Origin of the sequence: Dietzia timorensis, assembly GCF_001659785.1 — a bacterium.
Taxonomy (GTDB): Bacteria; Actinomycetota; Actinomycetes; order Mycobacteriales; family Mycobacteriaceae; genus Dietzia; species Dietzia timorensis.
Map to the genome: position 1 here is coordinate 3013790 of NZ_CP015961.1, position 16605 is coordinate 3030394.

At 67.4% G+C, this 16605-nt stretch carries 15 protein-coding genes; 7 read left to right on the forward strand and 8 right to left on the reverse strand.

Annotation, left to right across the window (positions count from 1 at the left end):
* Positions 1-17: 17 nt before the first annotated feature.
* The 3 genes from ppk2 to BJL86_RS13975 all read left to right on the forward strand — a co-directional run bounded on the left by ppk2 (position 18) and on the right by BJL86_RS13975 (position 3898).
* A complete protein-coding gene (ppk2, locus tag BJL86_RS13965) occupies positions 18-911 on the forward strand; it encodes a polyphosphate kinase 2 (RefSeq protein WP_067478680.1) in 894 nt (297 codons plus the stop codon).
* A 220-nt stretch (positions 912-1131) separates the two neighbouring features.
* Complete coding sequence (locus tag BJL86_RS13970; RefSeq protein ID WP_083657652.1) at positions 1132-3189, forward strand: gamma-glutamyltransferase family protein; 2058 nt, start codon at positions 1132-1134, stop codon at positions 3187-3189.
* 139 nt (positions 3190-3328) lie between these two features.
* Positions 3329-3898: a hypothetical protein gene (locus BJL86_RS13975; protein ID WP_067478075.1), complete on the forward strand. Its 570-nt coding sequence runs from the start codon at positions 3329-3331 to the stop codon at positions 3896-3898.
* A gap of 2 nt (positions 3899-3900) precedes the next feature.
* Here BJL86_RS13975 and BJL86_RS13980 read toward each other — a convergent pair whose 3' ends face one another.
* The 4 genes from BJL86_RS13980 to BJL86_RS13995 all read right to left on the reverse strand — a co-directional run bounded on the left by BJL86_RS13980 (position 3901) and on the right by BJL86_RS13995 (position 7848).
* Entirely contained in the window at positions 3901-4887 is a 987-nt protein-coding gene (locus tag BJL86_RS13980) for a poly-gamma-glutamate biosynthesis protein PgsC/CapC (protein WP_067478078.1), read from the reverse strand.
* A complete protein-coding gene (pgsB, locus tag BJL86_RS13985; RefSeq protein ID WP_075845041.1) occupies positions 4887-6335 on the reverse strand; it encodes a poly-gamma-glutamate synthase PgsB in 1449 nt (482 codons plus the stop codon). The genes BJL86_RS13980 and pgsB overlap by 1 nt, the downstream gene beginning before the upstream one ends.
* Positions 6336-6679: 344 nt before the next feature.
* On the reverse strand, positions 6680-6997 hold the full coding sequence (locus tag BJL86_RS13990) for a GNAT family N-acetyltransferase (RefSeq protein ID WP_067478081.1): 318 nt from the start codon (positions 6995-6997) through the stop codon (positions 6680-6682).
* A gap of 47 nt (positions 6998-7044) precedes the next feature.
* Positions 7045-7848: an alpha/beta fold hydrolase gene (locus tag BJL86_RS13995; protein ID WP_067478084.1), complete on the reverse strand. Its 804-nt coding sequence runs from the start codon at positions 7846-7848 to the stop codon at positions 7045-7047.
* A gap of 45 nt (positions 7849-7893) precedes the next feature.
* Here BJL86_RS13995 and BJL86_RS14000 point away from each other — a divergent pair, with 45 nt between their 5' ends.
* The 3 genes from BJL86_RS14000 to thiC all read left to right on the forward strand — a co-directional run bounded on the left by BJL86_RS14000 (position 7894) and on the right by thiC (position 11769).
* Entirely contained in the window at positions 7894-9288 is a 1395-nt protein-coding gene (locus BJL86_RS14000) for a hypothetical protein (protein ID WP_075845042.1), read from the forward strand.
* 124 nt (positions 9289-9412) lie between these two features.
* Positions 9413-9865, forward strand: coding sequence for a hypothetical protein (locus BJL86_RS14005; protein WP_156515419.1), 453 nt, complete (start codon positions 9413-9415; stop codon positions 9863-9865).
* A gap of 155 nt (positions 9866-10020) precedes the next feature.
* Positions 10021-11769, forward strand: a complete 1749-nt coding sequence (gene thiC, locus BJL86_RS14010) for a phosphomethylpyrimidine synthase ThiC (RefSeq protein WP_082908679.1) — start codon at positions 10021-10023, stop codon at positions 11767-11769.
* Between the two features lie 24 nt (positions 11770-11793).
* On the opposite strand, the gene BJL86_RS17265 is transcribed toward thiC, so the two are convergent.
* Positions 11794-11949 (reverse strand): hypothetical protein, encoded by a 156-nt coding sequence (locus tag BJL86_RS17265; RefSeq protein ID WP_156515418.1) that lies wholly within the window; start codon positions 11947-11949, stop codon positions 11794-11796.
* 250 nt (positions 11950-12199) lie between these two features.
* The gene (locus tag BJL86_RS14020) at positions 12200-12733 is read right to left on the reverse strand and encodes a TetR/AcrR family transcriptional regulator (protein WP_067477238.1); all 534 of its coding nucleotides are present in this window, start codon (positions 12731-12733) and stop codon (positions 12200-12202) included.
* 125 nt (positions 12734-12858) lie between these two features.
* Here BJL86_RS14020 and BJL86_RS14025 point away from each other — a divergent pair, with 125 nt between their 5' ends.
* Positions 12859-14496, forward strand: a complete 1638-nt coding sequence (locus tag BJL86_RS14025; RefSeq protein WP_067477235.1) for an MFS transporter — start codon at positions 12859-12861, stop codon at positions 14494-14496.
* Between the two features lie 296 nt (positions 14497-14792).
* On the opposite strand, the gene BJL86_RS14030 is transcribed toward BJL86_RS14025, so the two are convergent.
* Together BJL86_RS14030 and BJL86_RS14035 are read right to left on the reverse strand one after the other, a co-directional pair.
* A complete protein-coding gene (locus BJL86_RS14030; protein ID WP_067477232.1) occupies positions 14793-15563 on the reverse strand; it encodes an ABC transporter permease in 771 nt (256 codons plus the stop codon).
* A complete protein-coding gene (locus BJL86_RS14035) occupies positions 15560-16597 on the reverse strand; it encodes an ATP-binding cassette domain-containing protein (RefSeq protein ID WP_075845044.1) in 1038 nt (345 codons plus the stop codon). Before BJL86_RS14035 ends, BJL86_RS14030 begins: the two co-directional genes overlap by 4 nt.
* Positions 16598-16605 lie beyond the last annotated feature (8 nt).

A 16605-nucleotide genomic window follows, 5' to 3' on the forward strand; every position in this document is an offset into this window, starting at 1 on the left:
GGTGCGAAAGGGATGTCATGAGTAATTTCGAGCTTCGCCACTACATCGACCGGCTGCGCGCCGAGGGGTACACGGTGCGCGACGACCACGGCGAGGACCCGGACCTCATCGATATCAACGGCAAGGCCGTGGACACGTGGCGCGAGAACTATCCGTACGACCACCGCCTCGACCGCGCGCAGTACGACGTCGAGAAGTACCTGCTGCAGATCGAGCTGCTCAAGTTCCAGAACTGGACGGCGGAGACCAACCGGCGCCACGTCATCGTGTTCGAGGGGCGCGACGCCGCTGGCAAGGGCGGCACGATCAAGCGGTTCAACGAGTTCATCAACGTGCGGATGGCGCGGACGGTGGCGCTGGTCAAGCCGACAGAGACCGAGCAACACCAGTGGTATTTCCAGCGCTACATCGCGCACCTGCCCACCAAGGGCGAGATCGTGATGTTCGACCGCTCCTGGTACAACCGGGCCGGGGTCGAGCGGGTCATGGGTTTTTGTAGCGATGATCAGTACGAGTCGTTCATGCGGCAGGCGCCGGAGTTCGAGCGGATGCTGGTCAACGACGGGATTTCGCTCACGAAGTTCTGGTTCTCGGTGACCAGGCAGGAGCAGCGCACCCGCTTCGCGATCCGGCAGCTCGATCCGGTGCGGCGGTGGAAGCTGTCGCCGATGGACCTCGAATCGCTGGACAAGTGGGAGCTGTACACGAACGCGAAGGAGGAGATGTTCCGGCGCACCGACACCGAGTGGGCGCCGTGGACGACGATCAAGTCGAACGACAAGAAGCGGGCGCGCATCAACGCGCTGCGGTTCTTCCTCAACCAATTCGACTACCCGGACAAGGACACCCAAGTCGTGTTCCCCGCGGATCCGAAGATCGTGCAGCGCGGCAAGGATGCCGTCGGCGACTAGCTGCGCGGGCAGGCGCGGGCAGGCGCGGGCAGATCCGCCTGTGGGATCAGTCACCGCCGGCGCGGCCGCGCGTCCTGTGGACCTGGAGTAACCGGCGTAGCGGCGCACGCAGAAAGCCCGGCGTCATGGGCGCCCCCTATAGCATGGCTGGGGTTCGGCGCGCCCGTGCCCTGCTCCGCGCCCGCGCGGGGCGAAGGCGACCCCACCGGAAGGATCCCCTGTGACTCGGCCAGAGCCAGATTCCCCCCACGACCCGATCGGCGACCCGCGCGATAAGCCGCCGGCCGATCCGCGGGTCACGCCCGAGCAGGTCGGCGCGCACGCCGGCGCCGGAACCCCCGGCCCCCGCCGCCCGGGGGCGGTGTCGCGGTTCTTCGCGCGCCGCTCGCTGCTTTCCCTCGGGGCGGCCGGGCTCGCGCTCATCGTCGTGGCTTCGGTCGTGACGGCGATCGTCGTCAATCACAAGCCGGGCGAGTTGCCGGCCCCGCAGGTCATGGCCTCGCCGGGCGCGGTCGCCGAGACCTCCGACTGCGCCCCGACGGCCGAGGGCGCTGCGGCGAGCGGCGATTCGGGTCCGCGCGAGGGCATGGAAGCCGCGAGCGCGCAGAACTTCGCGGTCTCCACGGCCAACCCGCTCGCCTCGGAGGCGGCCTGCCGCGTACTCGCATCGGGCGGCACCGCCGCGGACGGGCTCATCGCGGCCCAGGCCGTGCTCGGTTTGGTGGAGCCGCAGTCCTCAGGGCTCGGCGGCGGCGGTTTCGCGATGTATCACGATGCCGACGATGACAAGACCACGACGTACGACGGCATGGAGGCCGCGCCAGGCGCCGCCGAGCCGACGGACCTCGCGCAGGTCTCCTCCGACGACGACGGTGCCCCGCAGCCCAGCGTCCGCGCGAGCGGCCGCTCGATCGGCGTGCCCGGCATTCCCGCGCTTCTCGGCGCGCTCCACGACGACCACGGCGATAAATCGTGGGAGGAGTCCTTCGCGCCGGCCACGACGCTGGCGGACGACGGTTTCGAGGTGAGCCAGCGCCTCGAGGACGCCGTCCGCGGCGCGAAGGACGATCTCAAGGAGGTCGACGCCGCGCGGGACTACCTCATGCCCGACGGGCGCCGCGTGCGCGCCGGCGACACCCTGCGCAACCCCGAGTACTCGGCAACTCTGGCCGCGCTCGCCGACGGACCCGACGCCTTCTACTCCGGCGAGGTCGGCGACGCCGTGCTCGACTCCGCGCGCAGCGAGGAAGGCGGCCGCACCCCGAGCCGCATGGAGAAATCCGACCTCGAAGACTACGAGGTCCGCACCGGCGATCCGCTGTGCATCCGCTACCGCGACGCGCAGCTCGTGTGCGCCCCGGACGCGCCCGAATCCGGCGGCACCGCCGTGCTCTCCGCGCTCGGCATGCTGCAGAACGTCGAGCTCCCCGCCCCGGAAACCCCTTCCGATGACGGCGGAGACCCTGCGCCCGAATCCGCCCACCTCATCTCCGAGGCGGAGCGTCTCGCGCTCGCCGACCGCAGCGCCTACTCGGCCGACCCCACTTTCGTAGAACCACCCGAGGGCGAAACGTTCTCCCTGCTCGACCCGGGGTACCTCGCCCAGCGCGCCGCGCTTCTCGACCCCGAGGAGTCGATGGATTCCGCCGAGCCCGGCAAGGAGCCGGCGACCACCGACGACAAGAAGGAGGAAGGCACCTCGCACATCTCGATCGTCGACGGCGACGGCAACATGGCGTCGATGACGACCTCGCTACAGTCGAACTTCGGCTCGTTCCACATGGCAGGCGGCTTCTTCCTCAACAACCACTTGGAGAACTTCGCCACCGAGCCCGAGAAGGACGGGGAGCCGGTGGCCAACGCGCTCGCCGGTGGCAAGCGTCCTCGCACCGCGATGGCGCCGACGATGGTGTTCTCGGCGCGCGAGGACGGCTCGATCGGCACTCCGTTCCTCGCCACCGGTTCGCCCGGAGGCTCGGAGATCACCTCGTACGTCGTCAAGAATCTCGTCGCGATGCTCGACTGGGGCATGGACCCGCAGTCGGCCGCGGACCTGCGCAACTTCGGCGCGGTCTCGCGCTCGGAGGCGATCGTCGAGTCGGGCTGGGGAGCGACGGACGGTTCCGATGGGGACGACCTCGTCGACGCGCTGGACGGGCCGGGCCCCGATCCGAAGGAGTCCTCGATGCCTAGTGGCACGGCGACGATCCTGCGCCACGACGGCGCACTCATCGGCGGCGCCGATCCGCGCCGCGAGGGCGAGGTTCGCGGGGGTTAGCTCCGACTCGATTGAGGGTTAGCGGGCGCCTGCGGGGGTCCTGCTCCCCTACCCCCTGGGAACTGTCGGGCCGGCGCTATAAAGTTCCTTTCATTCACGCTCCGAGTGGCGGGGCGCAGGGGAAAGGCAAGTGCCGGTCATGGCAATTCTGGTGAGGTGCGTCGCGGCGGTGTCCGCGCTGTTTCTTTTGGCCGCGTGTTCGTCCTCGGGCGGCGAACAGGGCACTGCGGTGACGACGGTGGTCAGCACCGTCACGTCGACGTCGGCGAAGCCCGCGGCCGCGAAGTCGAGTACCTCCGCGGGACCACAACCAGCTGCTCCCGCTGCCGTTTCGGAGGGAAGCGGCGAGGGCAAGGAGTTCGTCGAGTGCATCTACGGCGGCGGAAACTGGACCGGAATGGCCTGGTTTGCGGATGGATCGTATGGGACTTATCCCGAGTGCGAGGAGCTGCGCAGGGAAGTGCTTCGCGAGAACCCGTATCGCTGCCCGCGAACGGACCACCAGGTGCCGGATCCGTCCTTCTGCCAGAGTCAGAACCGGCCATCGCGTAGTTCGACCCCAGCTCCGGCCCCGTCGCAGCCCGCCGCACCCGTCACGTCGTACGAGCCGGTTCCCACCGCGACGGCGGCCCCTGCACCCGCTCCCGAGCCGGAACCGGAGCCGAGCGCCGCCACCGGCCCACTACCCGCGACCGACGCGGGCTATTAGCGCTACCCCGCGAGCGCCAGGGCGCCCGCGACCGCGGCGCCGGTCGTGGCCATGCCGAGCCCGGTGCGCCACACGCCGACGCGGATCACGTCATTCGCGATCAGCGCGGGCAGCACGAGCGCGACCACGACGAACCCCGTGAACACGGCCTGCCCCGTCTGCTCAAGAACGATCATCTGCGCGGCCATCGTCACGATTCCCGAGATAAGGATCCCGAGCGTGAGCCGCTGCTTTCCGAATACCGGCAGGTAGTGGCACGCGAGGGTAACGAATCCGTAGGTCACGGCGACCGCTCCGAGAAGCACGAGCGCCGGAACCCAGCCCGAGATCGTGAGCACCAGGATCGCCGCCGTCACGTATCCACCCGACAGCAGTCCGAGGTAGTCCGAAAGCAGCGCCGCGACGATCACCGATACAAACACGGCGATCGCAATACGGTTGAAATCGATCTGCTCCGTCCCCGACAGCGCGTCCATCGACAGGGCCTCGGCCCCGAGCAGCGCCTTCGACGCAAGTGTGACGCCGAGCGCGAGAGCCCCCACGCCTGCGACGATCGCGACGAGCGGCACCAGCGTCCGCATGACTCCCTGGCGCTTGAATTCGTGCGCGATGAGTCCGGGAACCATGAACCCGACGATCGTCATCGTGCCCCACTCGAATCCGCGCTCGAACAGGTACTGCGAGACGACGACCTCATACAACAGGCCGAGCACCATGCCCATGAGCACGCCGAGCTCGAACGCGCGCCGCGAGGACAACACGAAGAAGCGCAATACGAGGTTGTAGAGCAGCCAATAGCTCACCAGCGACAGCACGATCGTGGCGATCACGTTGAGCGGCTGGACGAGTGCGCCGGCAAGGTAGCCGACGGAGATCAGCCCACCGAGGGAGATAAAGGTGAGCCGGTGGAAGGCGTACGAGGCGACGACGCCGATAAAGAACGCCACGGCCAGGTAGTACTCTGCGACGTCACCGACAAGGCTTTCCATCAGTTCTGCCCCGCCTTCACCTTCTGCCGCCGGGCGAGCACCTTGAGCGCTGCCTCGAACTTGATGAACTCGGTCTTCGGGGCGGGCGTGGTGATGCCGAGCGCCGCCATGTCGTCCTCGTCGTGCACGTCGACGCCGTACTCGGCGAACTCGTGCTCGTATTCGGAGAGGAGCTCGCGGTCGAGCTTGGCCTGGATGAGCTGCTCGTCGGGGCCCTCGGGTTGGCGACCGGCGCTCTCGAACGGCACCTTCTCCGCATTCTCGAAGTACTCGATGAGCATCTCGGCCTGCGCGGAGTGGATGTTGACCATGCCGACGATCGCAACGTCGTCGCCGGGAACGGAGTGGACGAGGGAATCGAGAAGCTCGGCGCGGCTCGGGTTGGTCGCGGCGCCGAGGCGCAGCACGTCCTCGTCTTCCCAGCCGTTGCCGACGATCTTCTCGGCAACGGGCCGCTCGAGATCGCCGAGCAGCGCGAGCTTGGCGAAGTGGTGGTCGACGTCCTCGCACACGATCTCGGCGAAGAGCTCGGCGCGCGTGCCGCGGTCACTACGATTGTTGAGGAGCCCGATCTTTGGGCAGCCCTCGGGCAACATGTTGTCGACCTCGTCCAACACGGAGATCGTCGATTCCTTGTCATTGACCGCGAACGCCGGCACCCAGTGGACGCGCTTACCGTCGATGGGAATCGTGTCGACGGTGACCATGCCCGGATCCGGCTCGGCCGCAAGCATCCCGCGCAGCGCGGTCTCGGTGTCGATGTCGAGGAGCTTGCAGATCTCCAACCCGACCGCGACGTTCTCCTTGAACTGCAGGTAGCGGTACGCGCCGACGTGCTCATCGCTTACCTGATCGGTGTCGGCGACGATGAGTCGCGTGTTCGCCTTCTCGCACTCGGCGCGCATCACCTCGAGCACGTCGGGGTTGTGCTCGCCGGTGACGACGACGCCGCCGCGCGGCATGGTCGAGCACAGCGACTTGGCGATCTCCTCGAGGGTCTCGCCCATTTCCTCGGTGTGGTCGATGCGCACGTTGGTGATCACCACAATGTCCGCCCGGACGATCTTGTCCTGGCAGAACTTCTGGTACTCGGGCCGGACGGCCATGCACTCGACGACCATCGCGTTGACGGACTTGTTGATCCACTTACCGAAGATCGAGAACTGCTCGAGGATGTTCGGCGCGTATCGACGCATGATCGGGTGCTCGCTCTTGTCGGGGGCGAGTACGCAGGCGTAAGTGCCGGTGGTTTTCGCGACGGTCGTGCGACCGGATTCGTGGAGGGCGCCGTGAATGAGCCTGGTCACCGTGGACTTTCCGCGGATCCCGTTGACGTGAACGATTGTTTCCAGGTCGCGGAGCCGTGCGCGATGGCTCCGGAAGTGCAGCGCGGTGGTACATAGAACGCCGGTGAGGAAGACGGCGGCTATTACCAGGAGGATGACCACGAGGGACCTTTCGATCGAATGCGAAGGGCCAAGGGGAAGGCCCGGTTGCGTGACGACCGACAGAAACACCCGGGGAGAACGTGCGAACGAGGGAGCACGCTTCCGGCGTCAATTGCGAGTGCGCGGCGGCCGCGTCACGACGCCAACGGACACTACCGAGCGCACCGCAGGGCACAAGAGCCGCCGAATGAACGGAGAGCGAACGCCCGGAAAGTAAAGGCTTCCCTTATTTATTCGAACTAGGTCCGCGATCCCTATAACTGCGAAAGGAACAAATGTAGAGGACTGTGTACTTTTAATCGAAATGTAACCGTGATCTTCGGCACAAGCATCGACGCAGTGGGCTAGCGTCCGCGCGCGACGAGTGGCTTGTACTCGGGAAAGCGGCCGAGGTAGCGCTGCACATAGCTGCAGACGGGGGCGATCTGTGCGCCGTCGAAGCGCAACCGCGTAAGCACCATCGTCACGAGTAACCGCGCAATGCCCTGGCGACCGAAGTTCACCTCGACAACGGTGTGCATCAGCCTGTAGATGGTCGGCCCAGACAAGCTCGACGGTTCGATCTCGTAGCCGACGAGACCGAGCATCGTGCCGCCATCCCACAGTTCGAAGCGGGCCTTGTCGGTGTTGTCGACAAGCGTCAGCGAAGCAGTGCCGCTCATGGTGCCTCCCGGAGATAGCGACGTTTCCGGTATCGTACCCACGCCCGTTACGCCCGGGGAGCGCTCGCGATAAATTCGGCTATCGTCGCTGGCCACGCGTTTACCTCTGCGGGGGTGGAGGCCACCTCGAGCGCAGCCGACGAGAGGACGCGGCGCAGCGCGCGGGCGGAGGACTCCGGGTGCGCGGGGTCGTCGATCCACGAGAGAAGCAGGGCCGGCATCGTCAGCTGCGCGACGTCATCGGCCGGGGGCAGGTCGGTGGCCGCGGCGCCGCGAAACGCAGAGGGAAGCCATTCGTCGCGCACATCGGGCAGCACGAAGGGCCGGTTCGGGTCCACCGCGGGCGGCTGCGGCGCGCCGCGTTCCCTCTCGCCGAAGGCCTCGCGTCCGAGCCGCTCAACGAAGTCCGCAGCCTCTCGGTAGTTTTCCGACTGCGCCGCGCGCGTGTCCCAGATCGTCGGTGGGATACCGAGGGTGAGCGAGGCAAAGCGTGCAGGGTCCATCGTCGCCGCGGTAATTAGCGTCGCGGTGCCCATCGATTGGCCTATACCGTGCACGCGCTCGCCGGGAAACACCTCGTCGAGCAGGGCGAACAGGTCCTCGGCCAGCGCATTCCACGTGTAGTCGCACGGCTCGCGAGTGCCTGTCGAGGCGCCGTGCCCGCGGGCATCGAAGCGCAGTACCCGCGCGCCGGTCAGCGCCGAACCGAGGTCGAGCGCGAATGCCCGGTCCCGCGCACGGGAGGAGGTGAGCCCGTGCAACTGCACGACCGCAGGCCCACCCGCGGGCCCGCGCAGATCGTAGGCGATCTCGACTCCGGAGCCGGGCAACCGAATTTTCTTGTCCGTCATATTCGGGGACCCCTGCCGTAACTATGCTCCCCTAGATTTCGGGGAATGAGGCTTACCACCATAGCGCGCATGGACCTCGCCGCCGGAACTGTGCACCGCTATTCGGTGCAGGTCCGGCCGATTCCGGGCACCGAGGTCCCGGTGTCGTTCGACCAGGAACGCCACGTCGCGCTCGGCTCACGCCCGGGGTCCTGGATCGCTGCCGCCTTCCGACCGACGATCCCCGCGAGACGCGACGAGCTCGCGCGGGCGTGGCATGCGGTCATCGCCCGCCACGGAACTCTCACCACCGTGTTCTCCCCCGCCCTGGACACTTCCGCCCATGACGGCGGACGCCCCACCTTGACAACTGTAGAGGTGCACCCTGGAGCGTGGGTCACACCGCAGGCGGGGCCGGGCGAGGATCCCCGCGCGGTGCTGCGCCGGGAGTTCGACCGCGAGTGCGATCCCTTCGCCGCGCCGTCCTACGCGCTGTGCCTCGTCGAGCACGACCACTGCGCCGCAGGCGCGGATCGGCCCGGGGATTCGCGACCGACCGTCGTCATCGGCTTCGACCATGCCCACGTCGATGCGTGGTCCCTCCTCGTCGTGGCCCGGGACTTCGCCGCGTGCCTCGCCGATGTCGCGCGCGGCGCCGCCTGCCCTGGCTCGGAGCTCCCGCCGGCGCCGGCGTTCGCCCGGCACACCGCGGAGCTCGCGGCCCAGCGGGTCGCTCCGGAGTCCGTGCGGCGCAGGTGGGAGGAGATCATGGCCGCGGGCGGCGGGGAGATGCCGGTGTTTCCGCTGCCGCTCGGGGACATCTCGGTCCCGCGGGACGAGGTAGTCGAAGTCCACCACGTGCTCGATGCCGCCGGGGTGGAGCGACTTGCCGCGCACGCGCGCTCGGCCGGCACGCGAATGCTCGCGCTCGCCGTTGCCGAGATGACCCTGGCGCTGCACGAGCGCGGGGCCGCAGGCCTGCGCGCGGTGTTCCCCGTCCACTCCCGAACCGGCGACACCTGGCACGATTCGGTCGGATGGTTCATCACGAACTCCGTTCTCGAGTGCATCTCCGACGACCCGCTGGAGTGTGGACGGCGCATCACGGAGGCCATCGCGCTCGGCAACCATCCGCTCGAGCCGATTCTTCGGCCCTGGGGCGGGATGCCGCACACACCGGGCATGTTCGCGCTGTCGTGGCTCGACCATCGGCGGCTGCCCGTGGACATCGACCCGGCACTCGAACCGCAGCACGTCTCGGCGCGAATCCGCACGACCGGCGTCATGGTGTGGTTCGTCGTCAACGACACCGGGCTGCACATGCGCTGCCGTTACCCGGACACGCCGCAGGCCAGGGCCGGTGTCGGCGGGTGGCTGCGAGCGGTGGGCGCGGGCCTGGATCGCCGCGCGGACGCGTTGCTGGAAGCTTCGCCGAAGCTACACCCGGAGCTGCACGAATAGCCCCCGAAGCGGCGATAATCGCCCGCAACGCCGAAATTCCTTCGAAATCCTGGGCCGAGCGGTTAACTTGAATGAGACGTTGCTTGTTGTGCGTCCCGTTGACGTTCGAGGTTTCGGAGAGGTCGTGCGTAGTTCACCGAAGGCCATCATCGCCATCTCCGTCATTCTCGGAGCGGCGCTGGCGGTTCCCGTGTGCGTGTCGATTCTGTTGTGGGACGAGCTCCCCGAGTTCATCGCCACACTGTCCGATGTGGACGGCAACGCCACGAGCTGGATGGCCAAGGGTCCCGCGGTGCTCACGCTGTGCGGCGGGATCTTCGTGTGCGGACTCATCGCGTGGGCGTTCGCCTACACCGAGAACGACGGCCACCACCTCTTCCCCGCGGTGAGCGCGGTCGATGTGTTCTTCGCGGTCCTCATGTCCGGGTTGGGCACCGAGATCCTTCGCGTGCAGGCGACCTCGGAGTTCTATGCGCCCACGACGATGGGGATCGTGCTCAGCGTGCTCAGTGCCGCCGTGCTCGGCATTCTCGTATTTTATCTCCTTGTCACGAGGCCGGCGCGAACGAGCGCGTAGTATCGGCGACGACAGTCACTCCGACGTCATAACTGAATATGGAATCTTTTATCGCACGGGAGTCCCGTAAATCTGCCCGGGGCTGAGAGGACGGCAGCGTAGCCGTCGACCGTAGAACCTGACCGGGTAATGCCGGCGTAGGGAGTTTTCTCACCATGAGCGATTCATTCGCGACCGCTGATTCCGCCGCTGCCTCCGGAGCCCTCGCGGGTGCCCGCGAGCCGGGCGAGGCCAAGAACACCGCACCCGTCGATGCGGTGACGTGCGGACCGATCTATTCTTCGTCGAAAGCATTCGTCGACGTCCCGTGCGAGGACGCCGGCGACTGCGGCACGCTGCACATTCCGTGGCGGCGCATCGAGCTGACCAACGACTCCACTTTCGACGTCTACGACACCTCCGGCCCCTACACCGCCTACGCGGAGGACGGTTCGGACTGCCACGATCTCGCCGACGGGCTGCCGCGGCTGCGCGAGGGGTGGACCCACCCGGTCCCCTCCGGCGGAGCGTCGACCCAGCTGGCCTGGGCACGTGCGGGATTTGTGACGCCGGAGGTCCGGTTCATCGCTGCCCGCGAGGGATTCGAGCCCGAGTTCGTGCGGGCCGAGGTCGCCGCCGGCCGCGCCGTCATCCCGGCCAACCACAAGCACCCCGAGTGCGAGCCGATGGTCATCGGCAAGGCGTTCATGACCAAGATCAACGCGAACATCGGCAACTCGGCGGTGACGTCCTCCATTTCCGAAGAGGTCGAGAAGATGGTGTGGGCGACCCGCTGGGGCGCGGACACCGTAATGGACCTGTCGACGGGCAAGGACATCCACGACACGCGCGAGTGGATCCTGCGCAATTCGCCGGTCCCGATCGGCACGGTGCCGATCTACCAGGCGCTGGAGAAGGTGAACGGCGATCCGGTGAAACTCACGTGGGAGCTGTACCGCGACACGATCATCGAGCAGTGTGAGCAGGGCGTGGACTACATGACCGTCCACGCGGGCGTGCTGCTGCGGTACGTACCGCTCGCGGCGAAGCGCGTCACGGGGATCGTCTCGCGCGGCGGCTCGATCATGGCCGCGTGGTGCCTCGCGCATCACCAGGAGTCGTTCCTCTACACCCACTTCGGCGAGCTGTGCGAGATCCTGCGCGAGTACGACGTGACGTTCTCGCTCGGCGACGGCCTGCGTCCGGGATCGATCGCCGACGCGAACGACGAGGCACAGCTCGCGGAGCTGCGCACGCTCGGCGAGCTCACCGGCATCGCCAAGTCCTACGGCGTGCAGGTGATGATCGAGGGTCCGGGCCACGTGCCGATGGACAAGATCGTGGAGAACGTGCGGCTCGAGGAGGAGTGGTGCGAGGAGGCGCCGTTCTACACCCTCGGCCCCCTGGCCACCGATATCGCGCCCGGCTACGACCACATCACCTCCGCCATCGGCGCGGCGATGATCGCGCAGGCGGGCACCGCGATGCTCTGTTACGTGACCCCGAAGGAGCACCTCGGACTGCCGAACCGGGACGACGTGAAGACGGGCGTGATCACCTACAAGATCGCCGCGCATTCGGCGGACCTCGCCAAGGGGCACCCGAAGGCACAGGAGCGGGACGACGCGCTGTCGACCGCACGGTTCGAGTTCCGCTGGCGCGACCAGTTCGCGCTCGCCCTCGACCCGGACACTGCGGTCGAGTACCACGACGAGACGCTGCCCGCGGAGCCTGCCAAGACGGCGCACTTCTGCTCGATGTGTGGGCCGAAGTTCTGCTCGATGCGCATCTCGCAGGACATTCGCGAGTACGCCGCAGAGAACGGGCTCGACACGGTCGAGGCGATCGAGGCGGGCATGGCCGAGAAATCCGAGGAGTTCGCCGAGGCCGGTAACCGCGTGTATCTGCCGATCGACGCGAAGTAACAGCTCGGGCGCGGGCGCCTTCGGTTAGGCGGCGCCCGCGCCGGCGACATCTTCGGGTCGGCCGTCACGTTCCACGTCTGGGCGGTTCCGCAGCCACCCGACGGCGAGGACAAGCGTCGTCAGCGCGGCGAGGCCGGTGAGCACCCAGAGCAACGCGCCCTTCCGCCAAGGTGCCTTCACAGAAACTTCCACATCCGCTTCGCCGTAGACCGCGGACGGCGATGAGAGCGCAGGCGGGCCCAACTCTGATACCGCAAGCTCGAAGGGCGCAGGGGCCGAGGTGTAGAGCACGTCCGTCGTCATGGCGGATGGGTGGCGCTGGGTGGCGATCGATCAGCGGACGGGGCATATCGTCTACGTGCTGTAGCCGGCTGGGCCGGGCGGGACGGGATCGAGTCGGGCTTGGGTGGCTGGGGGTGGCCGGGGCTGTTTACCGCTGGTTCTTGAGCTTCTCGACGACCCCGATGAGCTCGGCAATCTGGCGCTGCGGCTCGTCGCCCTGCGCGCCGAGGCTCGCGTTGTAATACAGCCCGTCGCCCATGAGCAGGATCGCGCGCGCAATCGCCGGGTCCTCGACCTCCGCGGTGATGAGCTCGAGCCAGCGCTCCTGCGTCTGCGCGAACGCCTCGCGGCGCCGCTCGGCGGGAAGCGAATCGAGGCGTGTCGCCGCGATAATCGCGTGGTCGAGCGGCGAATCCTCGAACACCGACGTGCGCAGATAGTACGCAGACGGCCCGTCCGGCGCCGCCGCCATCTCCTCCGCGTCCTGCTCCGATAGCGCGACGAGGCGCTCGAGCAGGCCCTCGGCCAGCGCCGCCTTATCGCGGAAGTGGTAGAGCAGCCCGCCCTTGGACACCCCGGCGCCGGCGGCAACCTGCTCGAGCGTGGCCGCCTTCTCGCCGTGATCGATGAGGATCCGCTCGTACGAATCCAGGACCTTCTCGCGCGCCGACTCTGCTGCCATGTGAGTCACGATACAAGCCCTTGCGCAATACCATCCAGCCGGTACAGTTGACCCGAAAAGCAAAACCGTCCAGACGGTACAGTAGTCGTGACGGGCCCAGCGCCCCGTCGAAAGTTGCAGGAACCATGTTTACCACCGCCCGCATCACCGCATCCCGCGAGACCGCGAATCGCGCCGGCGCCACGCGCCGTTGGCTCGCGCTCACCGTGCTCATGCTCCCGGTGCTCCTCGTCGCGGTCGACAACACCGTGCTCGCGTTCGCGGTGCCCCAGATCACCGAGCAGCTCGGCGCCTCGGGCACGCAGATTCTCTGGATCGTCGATGCCTACCCGCTGGTGCTCGCCAGCCTGCTCGTGCCCATGGGCTCGTTCGCCGACCGCTTTGGCCGGCGCCGCATGTTGCTCATCGGTTCGGCAGGGTTCACCGCGGTATCGGTGCTCGCGGCGTTCACGCCGTCGGCAGCGTGGCTCATCGCAGCCCGCGCGGGCATGGCGGTGTTCGGCGCGGCGCTCATGCCGGCCACGTTGTCGCTGATCCGCAACATCTTCACCGACGCCACCGAGCGGCGCACGGCCATCGCGATCTGGGCGGCGGCCTTCGCCGGCGGCGCGGCCCTCGGCCCGATCGTCGGCGGGTTCCTCCTCGAGCACTTCTACTGGGGCTCGGTGTTCCTCATGGCGCTGCCCGTGATGGCGCCGCTCCTCCTCGCCGGCCCCGCGCTCATCCCCGAATCCCGCGACCCCCATCCGGGCCCCGTGGACGCGGTGTCCATCGCGCTCTCGCTCGCGACGATGACCCCGCTCGTCTTCGGTATCAAGACCTTCGCCTCGGGCGGCTCCCCGGTGATCGCCACGTCCGCCGTCATCCTTGCCGTGGTTGCGGGTACGACGTTCGTGCGGCGCCAACTGGGGCGCGCCAACCCGATGCTCGACGTGCGGTTGTTCGCGCGGCCGGCCTTTACCGGAGCCGTGCTCGCCAATCTGCTCGCCATCTTCTCGATGGTCGGCTTCTTGTTCTTCGTCTCGCAGCACCTGCAGCTCGTCAGCGGCCTCTCCCCCATGGCGGCCGGCGTCATGCTGCTCCCGGGACTGGGCGCGTCGGTCGTTACGGGTCTGCTGGCCGTGCGCTTGGTTCGGTTTATGACGCCGGGCGCGCTCATCACGCTCGGCCTGCTGCTCAACGCGGCGGCCTACGTGGTGGTGGCGGCCGCGGCCTACATGGCCAGCGACATCGGGCTGATGCTCGCCTTCGCGATCCTCGGCGCGGGCATCGGCGTCGCCGAAACCCTTTCGAACGACGTGATCTTGTCGTCGGTACCCTCGCACAAGGCGGGCGCGGCCTCGGCGATCTCGGAGACCGCGTACGAGACGGGGTCCGTGCTCGGCACGGCAGTGCTCGGGTCGATCCTCGGCTTCGTCTACAGCTCGGTGGTCTCGGTGCCCGCTGTTGCGGGGGACGCCGCATCGGCCGCACGCGAGACACTCGCCGGCGGGCTCGGGGTGGCCTCGTCACTCGGCGGGCCCGAGGGCGCGGCGCTCGCGGATTCCGCGCGCCACGCATTCGACATGGGCTCGATCGCTACATCCGCGCTCGCGTTCGTGCTGATGCTCGGCGCGGCGTTCCTCGTGCACAAGACGATCCGCCCCAGCGAGACCGGTGAAGCCAGCGCCACCGTCTCCACCTGCGACGGCGACGCGGCAGCCGAGGCGGCAGCCACCGACGCGACTACATCCGAGGACGCCGCCGCGGGCTCGCGGATCTAGCCTGAAAGACATCCTCATGCGTTTTTGAGTAGACACCGTCTACAGATTGCGGGGATAGAACCTCCTGCGATGAACCACGGCTGAGCGACGAAAGAGCGGCCGGGTGGAATTCCACCCGGCCGCTCTTTTTCCTCTGGGACACTTGGCCACTTGGCCGCTGGGCCGACTTGGCCACCTAGCCCGAAGACACACGCCCGGCCGAATTCACCACGGCCAGCCTATGTTTTTCCGCCCAGACGCGGTGTTTTCGGGCGCCGTGCGCACTACTCGCGGCAGTAAGTCGGCGCCGCCGCGAATCAGGCGTCGCGCTTGTACAGCGCGAACAGACCGCCCACCCACAGGAGCAGCGCGAACGCGAGGAACCACAGGATGTTCGCGGGATTGTCCAGCGACTTGGTGAACTCCGAGCCCGCCGAATCCATTGCCCAAGCCATGCCGTTCTGGAACGGCATCCAGGAACCGATGGCATCGCCGATGCGCGGCAGATTCGACAGCACACTTTCGATGATGAACACCCAGCCGATGACCAGCGTGATAGTGCCGGCGACGTTGCGCAGCAGGAAGCTGATACCGACCATCGCGACCATCGCGATGGCCATGTAGGCGGTAAATCGCAGGTTCGCCAGCAACGCGTCCCCGCTCCACGGGGCAAGCGAATCCGAACCGGTGACGAGGTAGGTGAGGATGAGCGCGAGGAACGTGAACACGAACGAGATAACCGCGCCCGCGACGATGAAGAAGCCGGTCTTGACCAGGTAGACGTCCCAACGCCGCGGCGCGACCGCGAAGACGTTCTTGATCGTTCCGCTGCGGTACTCACCACAGATGAGCACGATCGCCACAACCCACACGAGCATCGACGGGAAACTGCCGAAGGTGGAGGCGACCATGTCACCGGCGGAGAATTCCATCTGGGCCGAATCGCCGTTGGCGTCCTCGATGTCGAGGGTCTGGAGGTAGCTCATCAACCCGGCCATGCCGAGCGTGATGACCAGCGCGATAGCCAGCAGCACCCACGTGGACAGTACGGACTTGGATTTGATCCACTCTGCGCGAAGAAGATTCATCGCCGGCCTCCTTGCTGGGGGAAGTTCTGCTGTCCGGGGGCGAACTGCTGCCCGGGATTCACGGGACCGCCAGCGCCCTGACCGGCGCCGGCCTGGCCGCCGCCGACCTGGCCGGCATCGTCGGCGATCGGCTCGCCCGTGCGGTACTCGACATCGTCCTGGGTCAGCGCCATGAACGCCTGCTCCAGGCTCGGCTGGTCGAGGTAGAGCTGGTGCAGCAGTACGTTGTTGTCGAATGCGAGCTGGCCGACCTGCTCGATGTTCTTGCCCTTGACGGCGATCTGCTGCGCCTCGCCCGTCGATTGCGGGTCGAAGCCGTTGTGGCGTAGGACCTCCGCGAACGCTGTCGCGTCCGGCGTGCGGACGAGGATCGTTGCCTCCTGGGTGGCGACGAGGTCGTGGACCGAGGTCTGCGCACGGAGCTTGCCCTTACCGATAACGATGAGGTCCTCCGCCGTCAGCGCCATCTCCGAGAGCAGGTGGCTGGAGACCAGCACGGTCCTGCCTTCCTTGGCGCGGGCCTTCATGAAGTTGCGGACCCACAGGATGCCCTCGGGGTCGAGGCCATTGACGGGCTCGTCGAACATGAGGACCTTGGGGTCTCCGAGCATCGCGGAGGCGAGGCCGAGGCGCTGGCGCATGCCGAGCGAGAACCCGCCGACCTTCTTCTTCGCGACCTGCCGAAGGCCCACGAGGTCGAGCACCTCGTTGACCCGGGAGGCCGGGATGTTGCCGTACGCCGCCTGCGCCTCGAGGTGCGCGCGCGCCGGGCGACTCGGGTGCACCCACGTCGCATCGAGCAGCGCAGCGGCGACCCTGGACGGGTGCTGGTGATCCGCGAACGGCTTGCCGTCGACGAGCGCGTGGCCGGTAGTCGGGTTGTCGAGGCCGAGGATCATCCGCATCGTGGTCGACTTACCTGCGCCGTTCGGCCCGAGGAAGCCGGTCACGCGGCCGGGCTTCACGCTGAACGTGAGGTCCTGCACGGCGGTTTTCTGGCCGTATCTCTTCGTTAGATTGCTAACTTCAATCATGGTGACCA